At 39.1% G+C, this 16,723-nt stretch carries 13 protein-coding genes and 1 other annotated feature; of the genes, 2 read left to right on the plus strand and 11 right to left on the minus strand.

What is annotated here, in order from left to right:
• Window positions 1–104: 104 nt before the first annotated feature.
• From EG2_RS01330 to EG2_RS01370, 9 genes are all read right to left on the minus strand, one after another.
• Window positions 105–2,810: a YhgE/Pip domain-containing protein gene (locus tag EG2_RS01330; RefSeq protein WP_060813174.1), complete on the minus strand. Its 2,706-nt coding sequence runs from the start codon at window positions 2,808–2,810 to the stop codon at window positions 105–107.
• Window positions 2,811–3,081: 271 nt separating this feature from the next.
• Entirely contained in the window at window positions 3,082–3,759 is a 678-nt protein-coding gene (locus EG2_RS01335; RefSeq protein ID WP_060813175.1) for an HAD family hydrolase, read from the minus strand.
• A 57-nt stretch (window positions 3,760–3,816) separates the two neighbouring features.
• Window positions 3,817–4,614, minus strand: a complete 798-nt coding sequence (proC, locus tag EG2_RS01340) for a pyrroline-5-carboxylate reductase (RefSeq protein ID WP_060813176.1) — start codon at window positions 4,612–4,614, stop codon at window positions 3,817–3,819.
• A 70-nt stretch (window positions 4,615–4,684) separates the two neighbouring features.
• Window positions 4,685–5,386, minus strand: coding sequence for a GntR family transcriptional regulator (locus EG2_RS01345; protein ID WP_003128220.1), 702 nt, complete (start codon window positions 5,384–5,386; stop codon window positions 4,685–4,687).
• A 54-nt stretch (window positions 5,387–5,440) separates the two neighbouring features.
• Complete coding sequence (locus EG2_RS01350; RefSeq protein WP_060813177.1) at window positions 5,441–7,837, minus strand: DNA translocase FtsK; 2,397 nt, start codon at window positions 7,835–7,837, stop codon at window positions 5,441–5,443.
• 295 nt (window positions 7,838–8,132) lie between these two features.
• Window positions 8,133–8,936 (minus strand): amino acid ABC transporter substrate-binding protein, encoded by an 804-nt coding sequence (locus EG2_RS01355; protein ID WP_060813178.1) that lies wholly within the window; start codon window positions 8,934–8,936, stop codon window positions 8,133–8,135.
• Window positions 8,937–8,948: 12 nt separating this feature from the next.
• Window positions 8,949–9,581: an amino acid ABC transporter ATP-binding protein gene (locus EG2_RS01360; protein ID WP_060813179.1), complete on the minus strand. Its 633-nt coding sequence runs from the start codon at window positions 9,579–9,581 to the stop codon at window positions 8,949–8,951.
• A 13-nt stretch (window positions 9,582–9,594) separates the two neighbouring features.
• Window positions 9,595–10,239 carry an amino acid ABC transporter permease gene (locus EG2_RS01365; RefSeq protein WP_060813180.1) on the minus strand — a complete coding sequence of 215 codons (645 nt, stop codon included), beginning with the start codon at window positions 10,237–10,239 and terminating at the stop codon, window positions 9,595–9,597.
• 264 nt (window positions 10,240–10,503) lie between these two features.
• Window positions 10,504–10,737 (minus strand) — a binding site (T-box leader).
• Window positions 10,738–11,067: 330 nt separating this feature from the next.
• Window positions 11,068–12,369 carry a MucBP domain-containing protein gene (locus EG2_RS01370; protein ID WP_060813181.1) on the minus strand — a complete coding sequence of 434 codons (1,302 nt, stop codon included), beginning with the start codon at window positions 12,367–12,369 and terminating at the stop codon, window positions 11,068–11,070.
• A 778-nt stretch (window positions 12,370–13,147) separates the two neighbouring features.
• Here EG2_RS01370 and EG2_RS01375 point away from each other — a divergent pair.
• A complete protein-coding gene (locus tag EG2_RS01375) occupies window positions 13,148–13,483 on the plus strand; it encodes a hypothetical protein (RefSeq protein WP_060813182.1) in 336 nt (111 codons plus the stop codon).
• Window positions 13,484–14,227: 744 nt separating this feature from the next.
• Window positions 14,228–14,518, plus strand: coding sequence for a hypothetical protein (locus EG2_RS01380; protein ID WP_060813183.1), 291 nt, complete (start codon window positions 14,228–14,230; stop codon window positions 14,516–14,518).
• A gap of 295 nt (window positions 14,519–14,813) precedes the next feature.
• Here EG2_RS01380 and EG2_RS01385 read toward each other — a convergent pair whose 3' ends face one another.
• Window positions 14,814–15,674 carry a glycosyltransferase family 8 protein gene (locus EG2_RS01385; RefSeq protein ID WP_060813184.1) on the minus strand — a complete coding sequence of 287 codons (861 nt, stop codon included), beginning with the start codon at window positions 15,672–15,674 and terminating at the stop codon, window positions 14,814–14,816.
• A 380-nt stretch (window positions 15,675–16,054) separates the two neighbouring features.
• On the minus strand, window positions 16,055–16,459 hold the full coding sequence (gene arsC / locus EG2_RS01390) for an arsenate reductase (thioredoxin) (RefSeq protein WP_060813185.1): 405 nt from the start codon (window positions 16,457–16,459) through the stop codon (window positions 16,055–16,057).
• Window positions 16,460–16,723: the final 264 nt, after the last annotated feature.

Here is a 16,723-nt window from a genome sequence, read left to right on the forward strand (position 1 = left end):
ATGGCATGAAAAATTTGAACAAACTCCCTCTTCTTTTTATCAGAATTCGCAAGAAGATTCAAGAAAAGCAGATAGAACATCGTGCCCTATCTGCTCTTGATTGTTTAATGGAAAAAATGACTCTTTTTCGAGACATTATTTAGTTTCTTGGTTACATCTGTTAGATAAGGATAAGCCCATGTTCCTATGATGCCAAATACGATAAACAACAGTGACAAAATAATCAACTGAGGAATGGCGTTTGGCCAATAGATCCCGCCGGCTGATTCCCGTAACAGATTGACTGCATGGGTGAATGGTAACAGTGGATTGATAAATTGGAAAAATTTACCAGAGACTTGGATCGGATAATTTCCGCCCCCACCAGAAATGGATAGAACAAGGATAATGATCGCGATCCCTTTCCCGACATTGCCAAACAGTCCGGCTAAGACGTAGACGATCATCATAAATGCCAGTCCAACGAGTAATGCGAACAAGACGCTGTATACCGGATTATGAACATCTACTCCTAATAAGAACATATTTCCTAGTGTAACGATCAAGCTTTGCGCAATGGCCATAGTTAGGAAAGTCAGCATTCGAGCAACGAATGTTTCTCGTTGCGTAAAGCGTTTTTTATCTTTCTTCTCTAAATGATACTCTGTTGTAGCCACACTTGACAACAATAACGCCCCGACCCATAAACACAATGCTGTATAGAATGGAGTGCTGGCAGAACCATTGTTGGCAATCGGATAGATGTCATTTGTTTGCAATTCAACTGGTTGTTTGAAGAAATCCGCTTCTTTAGTTGCATCAAGCTTCAACAACTTGATGATCTCGCCTAGATCAACTTCACTTTCACCTTTGCGAATCGCATTGGCTGCCTTATGAATGCCTGTTTTGATATTTGACCAATCATTATTGATCAAATCAACTGCCGCATTCAATGCTTTTTCTACATCTGGCAGTTTCTCATCAACCATGTTCATGGTCGAAGTGATTTCAGCTTTGATGGTTGGCCAGTCATTTTGCAAGAAACCAGCCGCAATCCCTAACTTATCTTCAACGATTGGCAGTTCATTGTTGTAAAGATCGGCCCCTTTGTTGATGGCTGCGACGATCTCATCCATGTGACCATTGAGCATCGTATTGGCATCATGCAATTCTTGCTTAATAGCAGGTAATTCTTTTTGATACTTTTCTAAGATACTGATAGCATTGCTGACCACATTTTTAGTTGATGCCAATAAAGACTTGAAGTCAATGGCTTGCGCTTTTTTCAATACATCTTGTGCTGTGGTGATGGTGGTGATCAATTTAGATAAAACATTGTCGATGGTATCGGTAATATTCGTCACATTAATGCCTTTTAAAAGATCCATAACATTTTGTGCAGCAGTGTTGACTTCAGTTAAATAGTTGGTAATGGCATCTGTATTCCCATTTTTAACCAATTCGCTTAAATGATTTAGCCGCGAAGAAAGATCCCCTAAGAGACTTTTTGCATCCCTCAATTGATTAATGATCCCTGATAAATCGGATGTGTTGCCTGAGTTTTGAAGATTAGTTAAGAAAGTGATCAGGCCATCCAACGCTGCTTGTTGTCGTTGAATATTTTGTTGGAAATCACTGATGACCTTTTGGATGTTTTCCCGTTCTTGGTCGGTCAATTGATTGTCAGCAATTGCTTGTTTGATTGTATTCGTTAAGCTAACTGTCGTGGTAGCGACTTGACTGATGGAATCAATCGTTACTTGAACACTATTAGAAATACTTGGTAGCGCATCTTGTAACTGTTGGGCGCCTTCTTTCGTCGCTGAGGCAAAGTCTGTTGCTTGGTCCCCTAATTGTTGGATTTCTGGCAATGCGGTTTGTACTTGATCAATGATTTGCAGTCCTTGTTTGGCTGTGTCAATACCATCTGTCATTGTACTAGCAATAGAATCAAAATCATCATCGATCATTTTTAATTGCTTGCCGGCATTTTGAATCTCAGGGATCTTTTTCTGCAATGTCAGAATGACACTAGCTTGTTTTTTTAATTCTGGCAGCTTCTCATTCAATGCGATCAGTTTATTCCCCATTTCATCGACCTGAGGAATATAATCCGTAAATTCTTCGGCTTTGGCGATTTTGTCTTTGATTTCCGGGAACTTGTCATGCAATTCAACAATTTGCTTCGTGTAACTATCAATGGTGTCAAGATTGCCATCGGTCTCTAAAATCATATTTTTGACTTTATTGATACTAACTAGATTTGAATCAATATCATACCCGATTTCGTTGAACACTTTGACTAATGTAGAACTAGCAGTTTCAATAAAGTTCTTTGAGATCTGTTCTTGGAGACTGCTCGCTCCCTTGTCAGTGATCTTAGGGGCGATAGCATTGATTTTTTGGTTACTGTAGTATTCAATTTTCGGTTTAACGATCGTACCGCTGGTAAAACTGACCAGATCTTTTGAAAAATCAGCAGGCAAATAAATTCCCGCGTAATATTTACCTGATTTGACCCCTTCCACTAATTCTTTTTTAGAATCTAGAAAATGCCAACCTAACTGTTTATTTTCATGTAAAGAGTCGATCACTTCATTCCCAATCGATAGCTCTTTCCCTTGGAATTCTGCGCCTTTATCCGCGCTGTAAACAGCAATGGGCAGTTCACTAGTGTTCCCATATGGATCCCATAATGCTTTGATATTGAACCACGCATAAAGCGAGGGCAAAATCATCAAAGCAATGATCAAAAAAGCGGAAATCGGATTACTAAAAATTCGTTTCCAGTCTAATTTGTATAAATAAAACACGTTTTTGATTTTGTTCATTTTCTTTCCCCCACTTTTCTTCGTCGAAGGATAATTTACCACGTTTTTTGTACGCCGCCAATGGGAATGATCCCCTTGATATCAGCCTTTTGACAAAATGTACCATTTGTCAAAATGAAACCCCTTTACTTTTCGCGTAGTTTCCCTTATTGTTAATCTTTTCTTTAACTTTAACACGACTGCTTTTAGCAGACGAACAATTTGTTTGCTAAAAGCAATCATAAAAAAGCACCATTGACCGTTATACTTGATACGATCGATGGTGCCTGTTCTAGTTTGTCAACTGCTCAGTGGCCAATAGTTGATAAACGTACTCAAGAGAAGTCGTTTCGGCATAAAGGTTCAAACCGGCTTTTTCATCAGCTGAAAAATGATGATTGAAACTTTGATCCGGTATCAACACCACTTGAATTCCTGCCCGAGTTGCTGCGGTAGCTCCTGGCAATGAGTCTTCCATTACTAAAGCTGATTCAGAGGTACGTGCTGCTTTTTTCAATGTCAGCAAATAGGGAGCCGGATCTGGTTTGTGTGCTGGGACATCGTCACCAAACGTCTTGAAATCAAATGCATTCTGCAATTCAAAATAATCCAGTAATTTTTCACCTCGAAAGGCCATCGAAGAAGTGGCTAATGCTGTCTTCAACCCTTTTTCTCGTGCCAGTGCCAATGTCTCATGAGCAAATGGTTTTGGCTGCAAGTTTCCATTGAGCAATTGGTCTTCAATGTACCCTTCTCGTTCTTGCCGAAGTTCCTCCACACGTTGAAGACCACCAACTTTTTTCGCTAGTAAGGTTGCTGTCTGTTGCCAGCTTTGCCCACGCCAAGAAACGATATCTGCCGATGTGATTGGTAGATGGTACTTTTCAAAAAGTGCCAACCAGCCTTCATGATAAACTCTTTCCGTATCCAGTAGCAATCCGTCCAAATCAAAAATCAATAATTCTTTCATAGACTCTTTACTCCTTCTCTCCTTCATACTCAAGCAGTTTCAATATAAGTATTTTAATCAAGACATTTGACGATTCTTTTCGGCAGCAGCATGAACAGCCTTCATCACCGCAGCACGAAAGCCATTTTCTTCCAGTGTTTTTACGGCTTGAATGGTCGTACCACCAGGAGAACTGACATTGTCTTTCAATACACCAGGATGTTCTTTGGTCTCCAGCACCATCTTCGCAGCGCCTAAAACTGCCTGAGCAGCAAATTCATAGGCCATTTGGCGGGGCATTCCTTCGGCGACTGCGCCATCGGCCAATGCTTCAATGAATAGATAGGTATATGCTGGGGAAGAACCGCTGACCCCAATCACAGCATCGATCATGGATTCAGGCACTTGGGCTGCTTTTCCCATGCTTTCAAATAATTGTTGGATTTCTCCAGCTTCCTCTACGGTCACATGCGGATTGTTACTGATCGACGTCATTCCTTCCCCGACTAATGCTGGAGTATTCGTCATCACCCGTACGATCTTGCGCTGACCCAAGACTTCTTCCATCTGCGCAATCGTAACGCCTGCTGCGATCGATACAACTAACTGTTGTTCATTTAATTGCTCTTTTAGATCCTTCAATAATTTAGGAAACACAAACGGTTTGACAGCTAAAATCAAAATTGAAGCCGCCGCGGCTTCAGAAAGTTCTAATGTAGGGGTGATTCCTAAGTCTTGTTCCAACTGTTTAAGTGTCGGTTCATACCGATGATTGTAGACTAAAATTTCCTTTGGTTGATATAGTTCCGATTGGATCAATCTTTTGATAATTGCTTTCGCCATATTTCCGGCCCCGATAAAGGCGATGGTTTTCATAACACTCACTCCTTCTAACATGTATGATCCTATGTTCGCTGTTTCTTGTAAAAAAAGCCTAATCAAGGGATTAGGCTTCAAACTCGATCACATAAGGATGCAATGCTGTATTATAGATGCCCTCTGTATATTCTACCACTTCTCCATGCAGATCATAAGAGCGACGGACGCGCTTTAAAGCGGAAATCTCTGGTGTGATCAGAAATTTTTGTTGTTCTTCATTCAACGTCAGTCCTGCAAACGAATCTTCAAAGGTATCGATCACCATCCGATGTTCATCTAAAATACGGTACAGTGATTTTTCTTCCAATTCTTCCATGGCAAGGCCTTTTAACAATTTGGGCAAATGATATTCATAATAAATAAATGGTTGATGGTCAAAGTAGTACATGCGCCGCAAACGCATGACTTCTCTGCCCATCAAAGCAGAAGCTGGATGATCTTCTGCGAGCTCAACTAGGTTAAAATCAAGATTTTTCTTGGTATATTCTTTGCCGGTTTTTTCTAATAACTGGCTGAAAGTTGTCCCTTTAGACAACTTGTTATAAGGTCGATTACTTAAAACCGTGGTCCCGCGTCCACTGCGCTTTTCGACATATTCATCTGCTGCTAATAGCTCGATTGCTTTGCGTACCGTGATTTTACTCACATTGAAGGCTGCTTCTAATTCGGTTTCTGTCGGTAGAAAAGAACCAACAGGATAGTGTCCGGACATGATGTCTTCTTTGATTTTATCTGCCACATCACGATATAAAATATGTTTACGCTTCATTTCTTTCCTCGCCTTTCCAGTCATTGATTCTCTCTCAAAAAGAGGACTTGCACGTTACTCGTCAAAACCCGGCACTTCTTCGGCTGCTGCTTCGATCAGCACCTTCCGAGGCTTACTGCCTTCTGAAGGACCCACGACACCTTGGTCTTCCAATTCGTCAACAAGACGGGCTGCCCGATTGTAGCCAATCCGAAAGCGGCGTTGTAATAAAGAGACACTTGCCGTCTGCATTTCGATCACCAATGCTTTGGCATCATCAAATAGTTCATCCTGTGGTTGGCCACTACTGGTACTTACCGTATCTTCTTCGGTAACCATCATTTTCTCTTCGTAATTCGCTCCCTGCTGCTCGGTAACAAACGACACGACCCGTTCTACTTCGTGGTCTGAGATAAAGGCTCCTTGCACCCGGATTGGTTTATTCTCACCCATAGGCAAATACAACATATCGCCTCGTCCAAGAAGCTTTTCCGCACCGTTGCTGTCAATGATAGTCCGGGAATCGACCCCACTGGAAACGGCGAACGCCATTCTTGAAGGTACGTTGGCTTTGATGATCCCTGTGATGACATCCACACTAGGACGTTGTGTCGCTAGGATCATATGGATCCCTGCAGCCCGCGCCATTTGAGCTAGACGAATGATCGCATCTTCTACTTCATTACTTGCGACCATCATCAAGTCAGCCAATTCATCAACAATGACGACGATGAATGGCAAGATTGGCCGGTTTTCACCATCTTCTAAATTTTTATTGATCACTAGTTCATTGTACCCTGTGATATTTCTAACACCTGTCGCAGCGAACTTCTCATACCGTTCTTCCATCTCTTTAACCACTTTTTGCAACGCTTGCGCTGCTTTCCGGGGGTTCGTCACTACCGGAGTCAATAGATGAGGAATGCCATTATAGACATTCAATTCAACCATTTTCGGATCGATCATCATCAATTTGACTTCGTGGGGTTTTGCCCGCATCAAAATACTTGTGATGATACCGTTGATTGCAACGGATTTCCCACTACCAGTAGATCCTGCAATCAGTAAATGAGGCATTTTCGTTAGATCGGCCGTTTGGACACGGCCAGAAATATCTCTACCCAAAGGGACTTCTAACAACTTATCGGGATGATCCGGCTGTGCTTCAATCACCTCTCGGAAGGAAACCATGCTGACAGCACTGTTAGGCACCTCGATCCCAATCAGTGATTTCCCAGGAATCGGTGCTTCCATCCGTACATCTTTAGCAGCTAGCGCCAGTGCGATGTCATCTGTTAAGCCAACGATTTTGCTGACTTTGACTCCGACTGCTGGCTGTACTTCAAATTTAGTTACTGCTGGTCCTAAACTAGCTTTTACCACCTTGGCATCGACGCCAAAGCTTTGGAAAGTCTTTTCTAAAACACCAATGTTTTGTTCGATTTTTTTGTACTCGCTGCTTTGATCGGTTGCAGGGATCGAGTCCAACAATTCAGCGGACGGCAACTCATAGTCGCGATTTTCTGCTTCTTCGGAAATTTCAAATTCCAATACTTCGCCATCATCTTCCATTTCTTCAACACTTTCTTTTTTCTCCTGTGCCGAAGCCGGAGAGGATGATGCAGCTGGCGGTGTTTTTGGCAATTCTTGAAAATGATCGATTGGCACAAAACTTAACTGCTCTGGTTCGATTTCCGACAAATCTGGTTCTGTTTGGGCTGCTCGCTCTTCTTCCGTGAAGGGACGGACTTGATTCTTTTCTTTGATCTCAGCCAAAACAGCAGAACGCTCTGCCTCTTTTTTCGCTGCTTTTTCAGCAGCTTTTTGCGCTTTTCGTTCTTCGCGAGCTGCTTGTTTTTCAGGTGATCCTTCCAACCATTGCTGAACCTTTTCACCAGCATGCTGCAGATGCTCCAACAACTCGTGACTGCTCATCTTACTGAACAAAAAGCCACCGATCATGATCATTAAGACAGCTAGAATGTAACTGCCGATCTGGGATACAAGGAAATAGGTTCCGCGATAGAAGAATGCGCCGACCATGCCTCCTCCCACATTTTGTGAAACTTGACTGCGGCGAATATCATCCAGCAATGTCGACCAAGTCGTCTGCAAGACATTCGGCGATTCATTCATGACATTGTTGAATAAATGCGCATGCAGGATCACCAAGATCCCCAAATAGATCAGCACACAGCCAATCACTCGACGTAAACTCGTAAAACGAGCTTCTGTGGTCTTGATTGCCAACCAACCTCCGTAAACGGCCAATGCGAGACAAAGCACTTGATACGTATTGCCTCCAATGATACGAAAGCCGTTAGCGATCAGCGTTCCTAAAAAGCCTAAGTGGAAAAAACCAAAGATCGAAAACAAGATGAAAAGCAAGCCGATGCCGACTAGAATCAGTTTCTCTTGTTGTTTTTGTTGTTTTTTTGTTTTGCGTTTCTTCGCGCGTTTTTTTTGCGCCATTCTTATCCCTCTTTTCGTCTCTACCTATTATAACGAAAAAAGAAGGCGAACAAAAGTTTTCCTGTCAGAAAGTTTACTACTAGAAATAAAAGATCCCACTAATGAAAAAAAGACCGCTCCATAAATCCATCAAACAAAGACGATCTAAAGGAGAAAAGACAAGAAATGCTTCTTAAAAATCTCTTTAGTAAGACTACAGTAAAGCTACCTTGCACCTATTCATTCATAGCTTCATGCCAGGTAGCTTCTGTGATCGTTTTTGTTGTGGCTTATGTCGCCGTCAATCGTTTTTCATTTATTCAGGAGAAACATCTTCTCCAAACCATTTTTCGGAAATCTCAGCAAATGTGCCATTTTCTTGCAGTTTCTTTAATCCCTCATTGATTTTATCCGCCAATGCTTGATCGTCTTTTCGTACTCCTACTGCAAAGTTTTCGGCTTTGAAGGGACTTTCAATAACATTGTAGTCGTCCGCTTTTTTCGTCTGAGTCAAATAGTACTCCGCATAGACCCGATCGATCAAAAGACCATCGATCCGACCATTTTCCAAATCGATAAACGCTTCGTTGAAACTAGCATATAAAGTTGCTTCATTATCGGCGACAATGTCTTTCAATACTTCTGGTTGATTGTTGAAGGTATCATAACCAGAGGATCCTTCTTGCGCCCCTAGCACTTTGTCTTTCATGGCATCAAATGAAGTGATGTTGCTGTCTTTGGCAGTTACTAGAACCTGCTTGTTTTCCATATAAGTATCGCTGAATAATACTTTCTTTTCCCGGGCTTCTGTTTTTGTGTAGCCATTCCAAATCATATCGATGGTACCATTATCTAATTCTGTTTCTTTCATCGACCAGTCGATTGCTTGGAATTTGACTTTGGTTCCTGTTAAATCAAAAACGGCTTTTGCTAGGTCAACATCGAAACCAACGATGTCCCCTTGGTCATCTTGAAAGCCCATCGGTACAAAGGTATCGTCCAACCCAACGATGACTTCCTCTTTGTCTGCAGCACTTTCTGCTTTCTCGCTACTGTTGCCACATGCGGCAAAAAGCAATAAGCTGGCTCCGGCTAACAACGTTAATCTAATTTTTTTCATTTTTCTTCCTCCTTAGTTCCCTTCAACTTCTAATAATTGATCGGCAATATTTTTTGCAAAAACCAGATCATGGGTAACCACGATCTGAGTAACGCCCTCTTTTTTCAAATCTAAGATCAGTTTTTCGACTTGCTGGCGCAGACCTGGATCTAATGCACTCGTAGGTTCATCATACGCCAATACTTTCGGATCCATCGCCATCGCCCGCGCAATCGCTACCCGTTGGCGTTGCCCTCCTGAAAGTTGGTAAGGATATTGCGTTAAAAGTTCAGATAATCCCAACTGTTTAGCCAGAGCAACAGCTTTTTCGGTATAGCTAGCTTTGTCTTGTTTCAATACCATTTTTGGTGCCAGTGCGATGTTATCGAATACCGACAAATGCGGAAATAGCTGAAAGTCTTGAAAAACGACACCGACTACTTGTTCTTGTTCTTTCGTATCCGTAGGATCAAATGGTTGTCCATCTAGTAAAAAAATTCCTGAATCGATGGTCTCCAGCCCAGCCAGGGTACGCAGCAGGGTTGTTTTCCCGCCGCCAGAAGGTCCGACTACCGCTAGGATGCTACCTTCTTCAATTGTCAGGTCTAAGCGATCGATGACCTGCTTGTCGCCAAATGCTTTTGATACTTGTTTCAGTTCTAACATGTTCCTACGCCTCCTAACGGTAATAATCGAGTTTTGTTTCTAACTGTTTCAAAATCAGTGTAAAAATACCAGTCATCATTAAGTAAATCAGCGCAACGCCCAGTAATGGTACCAACGTGCTATCTCGTTCCATTGCGATTTTACCGATACGCATAACATCCGACAAACCTAAAATATAGACAAGCGACGTATCTTTTACTAAATTGATCACTTCGTTCCCTACTGAAGGAAGCGTGATCTTGACTACTTGCGGAATGATAATCTTGCGAATCGTCTGTAAAGGGGCTAGGCGCAGAACTTTTGCTGCTTCGTATTGCCCTGCAGGGATTGATTGGATCCCGCCCCGAAAAATCTCGGCAAAATAAGCGGCATAATTGATAATAAAGGCAATCAGTGCTGCTTCAAACCGATCAAAGACTATGTTCAGAATCGGCAGACCATAAAACACAAAGATCAGTTGTAACAGTAAAGGCGTTCCTCGCATCAGCCAGACATACACTTGCACGATTGCTTTCAAGATCCGTAGTCGACTAGCAAGAATAAAAGCCAAGATGATCCCTAATGGAATCGATCCTATTAACGTTAATCCAAACAATTTGATTGTGATCCCTGCCCCGGAAAGCAGTTGTGGCATCACACTTACTAAATAATCGATCATTTCTTTTTTCCTCCTTGATTTTGCGGCAATGACAGCTTGCTTGGTTTAAAATGACTAAGCACCATCTTGCCGTGTTTCCACTTGATTAAAATCATTAAAATGAAAGGCGCCCAACAAAAAACGTCCTCCGGCCTAATGCCAGAGGACGTTTAATACGTGGTTCCACCTCAATTTGTTTTTCCTTCACAGAAAAAACCTCATGCAGTCAGTTGATGGATTTGCTGATACCGCCATTAAATAAAAAAAGTCCTTTAGCCATTACAGCTAAAGGACGTTATCAACGCGGTTCCACCTTTGTTTATCAGTGCTTCACAACAACTGATCTCAGAAAGTCATCAAACAATGACTGCTGCTATAACGGGCACTCCCGGTCTTTCCTACTCGATTCAGAAAAACGACTCCAAGATGTGGTTCACAAGTCCTTGTTGTCTCTTCTCACCAGCCAGAGACTCTCTTAAAACGAAGAAACCTTGCTACTCTTCTTTTCGATGTCTGTTTCATTAAGTTGTTTATTACTTTATACGCAAACTGAAAAAAAGTCAAATACTTTTTTCAGTTTGTTGCTGTCTTTTGAAAACAGAAGCATACCCACCGCTCACATCACCTTCTTCAAAAAAGATTTTTCTTTTCAGAAGGTGAATCGGACAGTTCGCTATCCTCAGCCAAAAGTTAGATACTCATCCTTTATAGGAGGAGACTGCCTTTTTTTGAATAATCTTTTTCATGACAATACAAAAAAGCTTAGAGATCTCCCCTAAGCTTCAAACCCCTTTTCTTGCGAGCCTTAAACTAGAAAGCATTTTCTCAATGTGTTTCGTTGTGTTATCTTTAGTTTGGAACGCTCATATTGAAAGTGATTGTTTGATTCTCTGCCGTAAATTTGGACGGAGCAACACCATTTATATAGGCACTCGTATACCGAATGACAGCTGTTTTCTCTTGACCTTCTGAGTCATGATAAATAAGTGCCAAAGGATGAGACGTACCGTCCAATTCTAATCCTGCGGGAACACTAATTGGTGCACCAACTTCCCCTGTTAATTCAAGTTTTCCGTCCTTGGGGATACGATATCCAGTATCCAAGAACAGGAAACCTTCTGCCTTTACATGAATTTCTGAAGAAAGATCATTCTCATCAGAATACACATAATAATACCTTCCGAGCTGGCTAGTTATATTGGTGAAGTCAATTGTTACATGACCTATTTGTTTTTCATTCTCGTAAATGAAAGTAACTTCCTTTTTTTGTTCTTCAAAAACTCCTGATGGATTTCCTATTACCTCTTTAACAGACATTCCCGGAATTTGAATTGCATCTACGCTGTAAGAATCACCTATCTTGCCAGTCAATAACAAATCTTCATGAACTTTTTCTTGTGCTTCGTCGACATAATGGACAATAACTGAACCTTCTTTTCCTTCTGGAATGGGTGGAACATCGCTATTTTCTGTAGAATGAACATAGCCAACATATTCATACCCATTAACTTCCGTCCTGGGTTGATAGTTACTTCCTTTCGCTACTGTCTCAATTTTTGATTCTGGCAAGCCCAAAGTTGCTGCTTGGGATACGATAGAAATTCCTGCACCACCAATAACAATCAACAGCAATAGTTGTTTCCTTTGTTTTCGTTTCCAGATCAGCAGCACTCCTCCTGCTAAAAGAAAGACAATACCTAAAATGATAAATCCTTTATTTTGGCTCTTTTCTCCGGTTTTTGGAAGTTTTTGATTCTCCTTCATTCCTGCAATATTTTCTTGATTTGTGCTCAACAACGTCGAATCTGATGTAGCGGTTGATTCAGAACTTGAAGCAAGTGGCACTTTATCTTCCTTAGCATGCGTATCTGTTGTCGAATCTGCAGTTGATTCGGTAGTCGCTGTTTCTTCTTTTTCTTTGTAAACCAACTTAAAGGTTTCTTCATCATGCACTATCGTAACACTTGGTTCCTCAGCAATAAGACCCTCTTGCTCTGATGTCGATAAGGAATCAAGCAGGACGTGCTCTGTAATAACCTTAGCTTCAGACTCAGCTGCAAAACTATTATTGATCCCTATCTGCAGCGCTCCCAAAACCAAGATGCCTAAAGCTAACCATTTGGATCCTTTTAATAAGCCTTTTTTCTTCATTATCTTTCCTCCTAGATAACTCTTTTTCAATAAATTACTTTTCATTAATAAATTTTTGCTAAAGCAATATCAACTACCTAAAAAAATTTTACTCCTAGTTACTATAAAAAAATAGCTACTCTAGCGATCACGTAAACAATTACGTAAAAAAGTAGCTATCCTGATTCTTTCCGTATACACGAACAGATGGACTATATTTCTCATTGTATAACTCGTTATCCAATTGCTTTTACCAGTATAAATAAGAGTTTTTGCCTTCTGTTCCTCTATCTAAACTATAAATTCTATTTCAATAGTTCTCATCAACTTACTATCAAATATGCTAGAAAAATGATAGATTTTCGATAGTGTCAAGTTGTTCCTGTTTTTTATGATTCTCTATGAAAGAAATTCTTTTAGAAATCGTATCGGAATAGGTAGTTCTATTGTGCAAACATTATGTTTTTAGACTACTAACATTTGGCCATCATTATTCGATTGATGGCGAAAACTAGTATACCATTCTCAACTCGCTGGAAAACGACATCTTCTGATCCCTTTGATATAAATAATGTCGTCTTTTTAGTACGCTATCCTTTTTGCTTTTGAGATAGCTTGAAAGGACATAATAGCTACTACTAATTGATTATCTGCTAAAGAAATAGAACACGTTTCTCATTTGATAGATCAGACACCCAAGAAAACTCACTCGTCAAATCTAAAAATAAAAGGATGAATTTGAAAATTTATTGAGTTACCCTTTATTAGATGATACACTTTTTAAAAAGGAGCTTTAACAATGAAAAAAATCTGTTGGATTTTTTCTATCAATGTTCGGGGTATGGCACCATTCGGTTACAGCACAACAATGAACTTTAGACAAGCAAAATTATTTCAAGAAAAAATCAAGTCACTCTTACCAGCAGAAATTGAGACTCAATTTATTAGTTATGATATTTCAAGTAATGATATTCCTGCTGCAGATTTACTTATTTTTAATGATATGGATTCAAACTATCTAAGCGAAGAAATAAAAAAACAAGGCATTGCTGTTTCTTTTAAAGATATGGTTTCCGGAAATACTACAGTTATCAAAAAAACAATTCTGAACGCCCTAAATTTAGGCGGAATTTGAACAGCTTTTCTGCTTATAACAATAACGACACCCCTCTCATACTTATAAATATGAGAAGAGGTGTCGTTATGTATTATTTATCTTTCGTCCTATCCAAAATAAAGCAAGTGATAATTGATCTAATCGCCCTAGATAGGTCTCTATTAATGAGAACACTGATTATTTGATATCTTATCAATATCCATAACGGGGAGAATGAATTATTTTTAATTCCATTTATATTCAGCAGCATATACTCCATTGGTCTCCCACTACTATCTCAGCGAACACATTCAAATGAGTTGTGAAAGCAGAAATAAACGGAATAAAAAAAGAAAATATTTGATTTTTGACCTCTTCTATTTCAAAATCCACTGATTATATTTTTAATTGAACAATAATTAGAGCTAACAAAACAAGAACTTATTATAGACTGATGTTTATTTAATTAACATTTGTTACATTTAACATCTATATGAATATAGAGGTAATCAAATTCAGTTCATGATAGATATTTTCCCTATGATTGTACTAATTATTACGATTATTAGTTTGATTATGATAATGAAATTTGCTGTCGTGCAACACAAGTTGAACTTTAAGCGAAAAAAAATAATAAAGGAAAAATTTCCAGAGTTAACAAAGAAAGATTTAAAATATCGACAAATAAAAATATATAACTATCAACAGTTATACCTTAATAGTACCTTCAAGCATACTCTTCAAATGACTTCTTTAGTCGGTACACTCATAGGAGTGACAGCGATGCTGATTGTCACATTACTCTCGAAAAATACACTCCTAGTGTTTTTGCTAGCATCTTTTACTTTTGGTTTAATTTCTGTGTTTATCTTGACGCAACCTAGTTTGGAAGAGCGAAAACGGTTTTGGAATGACTATCTAGAAGAGCATCCAGATAATCCATTGAAGTTTTACTTCTTTCCTTTAGAATTATATGTATCAGCATATGAGAATGAGAAAAAATTAGGTGTCTATTATCTTACTTTTGCTGTCTCCCTTTTATTAGTTGCTATTCTGGGAAGACAATTTTTGTAAAGAATTAGCTTAGTTATCTTTTCAGGAGATAGAAGTTTGGCAACTATAACACTTAGTAGCATGGACGGATTCCCGCCTCTTCGACTAAGTTCTCAAATTTAGTAAAGTATCAAAGCACTCGATTCTAATCTAATTAGGATCGGGTTTTGTATTTAGGTTACCTCGTAGCTTTATCTTTATTAAAACGAACATTGACAATGATTGTTTTTTACCTAACTCGTTCAAAACTTCAATAACATCAAAAAATTTTTAAAGGTAAATTACTTGGTAGCTTCTATTCTTAATCATTTTTATTTTAGAGACGCATTGATTTTTTTACCATATACAAGTATTCCCAAAAGTCTTTTTCCCATTGATCCTGAACCGTTACATGTTCCCAAGGCATTGAATGTTTTTCGAATTCAACAAAATGCCTGATTTTCACGTTTTCTCTAGCCGCTATTATCAGATTCGCGACCCGTTCATTCTTGTGCTGCGCCCAATCAAATAACCAATGATCATCCTTTTGATAATTGTATTCATAAGGCAAGAATGTCATATTCTCTTCACACAAGATATTTAGAATCGTTTGGTCCAAATATTGGTATTTATTCTCATTGATCATTTCTAAAATTTTATTCGTGGTGATCAGATTGTTATATGTTTCAACGTTAAAAAGGATAACGCCTGAATTAACGTAATTTTTCATTGTCGCTACGCCGAACTGTTTTCCATAATCTTGATCATCGCTAATTGCGGAAAAGTAGAAATCTCTAATTGCAGCGATTGATTTTTCTTGTGGAACTAAGGGAAATAACTTTTCAACATCCTCATAAACAATCGTATCGTTATCTAAGTACAAAATTTTCTTATATGAAGAAAAATAAGCTGGCACGAAAAGCCGCCAAAGAGTCACTTCTGGAAATCTGTTATTTTGATAATTTTTGATTTCTTTTATTTCTTCAGGGGGATTCCAAAAATGGATAATTACATTCTCTTTTTGTAAAGCAACAGGAATTTGTTTTATTGTGACCATATCTTTTTCCGTAACGTCTTGCACGATAATCAGTATATCTAGATGTGCTCCTTTATAGTTGTTGATCACTGATGTCACTGATACTGCTGTTAGTTGAATATGCTTGCCTGTAACACAATACACTACTGCATGTTTACTCATATTTCCCTCCATCATTAAACCTCACTCTATATTTACTCATTGTTACATGCTTTTGCCTAAATATCCTAAAGTGTCCCGTAAATGGGACACGTTTAAATCCATATTAATTAACAAAAACGATGTAAAAAATATCTCTGGAATAGAAGATCTCTTCCTAGTAATACATGAAGTTATGTCTCCGCTATGAGGCTTGTAATGTAAGCTTGTGTTAATCAAGTTGTGTCAAAAAAGTAGATGGTTGCTATCTATCTTTTTTATCTAATGTTTTATTTTAAACCAGTTATATATATGGATGTTCTCAAAACAAATAGAGCCTCCAGAAATCAGTCATTTCCAGACACTCACCAGGCACTTATACGGGCAATACAAAAAGAGATAAATTATTTTATTTTAGAGATGTTTTCTTTGATCAAGTTTCTAGCTTTTCTGAATGCTGCCATTCTCTCTTCTTCCGATCCAGTCACTTGCGCAGGATCTTCCAAGTCCCAGTGAATATGAGCAGCTTCTTTAGGAATAGCAGGACATTTATCTTTTGCGTCTCCACAAAGGGTAATAATCAAGTCTGCATTCTCAAAATATTCTTTATCAATCAAATCAGACGTCTGGTTAGAGATATCAATGCCATCTTCTGCCATTACTTGTACAGCTTTCGGATTTAATCCATGGGTTTCAATCCCAGCACTACGAATTTCAAAATCTGACTTAGACAGAAATTTATGTCCATACCCTTCAGCCATTTGGCTGCGACAAGAATTGCCAGTACATAGAAAATAAATTTTTTTCACCATTATCTTCCTCTCGACTCTGTCAATGGGACTACCTTTTTCCGTACTCAAAAGGTTTATCCCGGAGTGTCATTACTAAAAACAACCTTACCTGAACTTCACCTAAAACACCAGCTCATTGCTTCTCTCATTTTTGACTTCTACTAGATAAAGTCGTCGGTGCATTAATTTTGACGCCTCTATCTACTAATGGTAGCCTTGAATTAGAGGGTTGTCCTAACACGATAGTCTTGCTATTGAAATAAAAACAAAAAAGGAGTGTAT

The sequence above is a fragment of the Enterococcus gallinarum NBRC 100675 genome (assembly GCF_001544275.1).
GTDB classification, from domain to species: domain Bacteria; phylum Bacillota; class Bacilli; order Lactobacillales; family Enterococcaceae; genus Enterococcus_D; species Enterococcus_D gallinarum.

What these genes read in the sequence shown, in the direction of transcription:
- EG2_RS01330 (WP_060813174.1), bottom strand. Translation starts at nt 2,810, where the DNA reads ATGAACAAAATCAAAAACGTGTTTTATTTATACAAATTAGACTGGAAA.
- EG2_RS01335 (WP_060813175.1), bottom strand. Translation starts at nt 3,759, where the DNA reads ATGAAAGAATTATTGATTTTTGATTTGGACGGATTGCTACTGGATACG.
- proC (WP_060813176.1), bottom strand. Translation starts at nt 4,614, where the DNA reads ATGAAAACCATCGCCTTTATCGGGGCCGGAAATATGGCGAAAGCAATT.
- EG2_RS01345 (WP_003128220.1), bottom strand. Translation starts at nt 5,386, where the DNA reads ATGAAGCGTAAACATATTTTATATCGTGATGTGGCAGATAAAATCAAA.
- EG2_RS01350 (WP_060813177.1), bottom strand. Translation starts at nt 7,837, where the DNA reads ATGGCGCAAAAAAAACGCGCGAAGAAACGCAAAACAAAAAAACAACAA.
- EG2_RS01355 (WP_060813178.1), bottom strand. Translation starts at nt 8,936, where the DNA reads ATGAAAAAAATTAGATTAACGTTGTTAGCCGGAGCCAGCTTATTGCTT.
- EG2_RS01360 (WP_060813179.1), bottom strand. Translation starts at nt 9,581, where the DNA reads ATGTTAGAACTGAAACAAGTATCAAAAGCATTTGGCGACAAGCAGGTC.
- EG2_RS01365 (WP_060813180.1), bottom strand. Translation starts at nt 10,239, where the DNA reads ATGATCGATTATTTAGTAAGTGTGATGCCACAACTGCTTTCCGGGGCA.
- EG2_RS01370 (WP_060813181.1), bottom strand. Translation starts at nt 12,369, where the DNA reads ATGAAGAAAAAAGGCTTATTAAAAGGATCCAAATGGTTAGCTTTAGGC.
- EG2_RS01375 (WP_060813182.1), top strand. Translation starts at nt 13,148, where the DNA reads ATGAAAAAAATCTGTTGGATTTTTTCTATCAATGTTCGGGGTATGGCA.
- EG2_RS01380 (WP_060813183.1), top strand. Translation starts at nt 14,228, where the DNA reads ATGCTGATTGTCACATTACTCTCGAAAAATACACTCCTAGTGTTTTTG.
- EG2_RS01385 (WP_060813184.1), bottom strand. Translation starts at nt 15,674, where the DNA reads ATGAGTAAACATGCAGTAGTGTATTGTGTTACAGGCAAGCATATTCAA.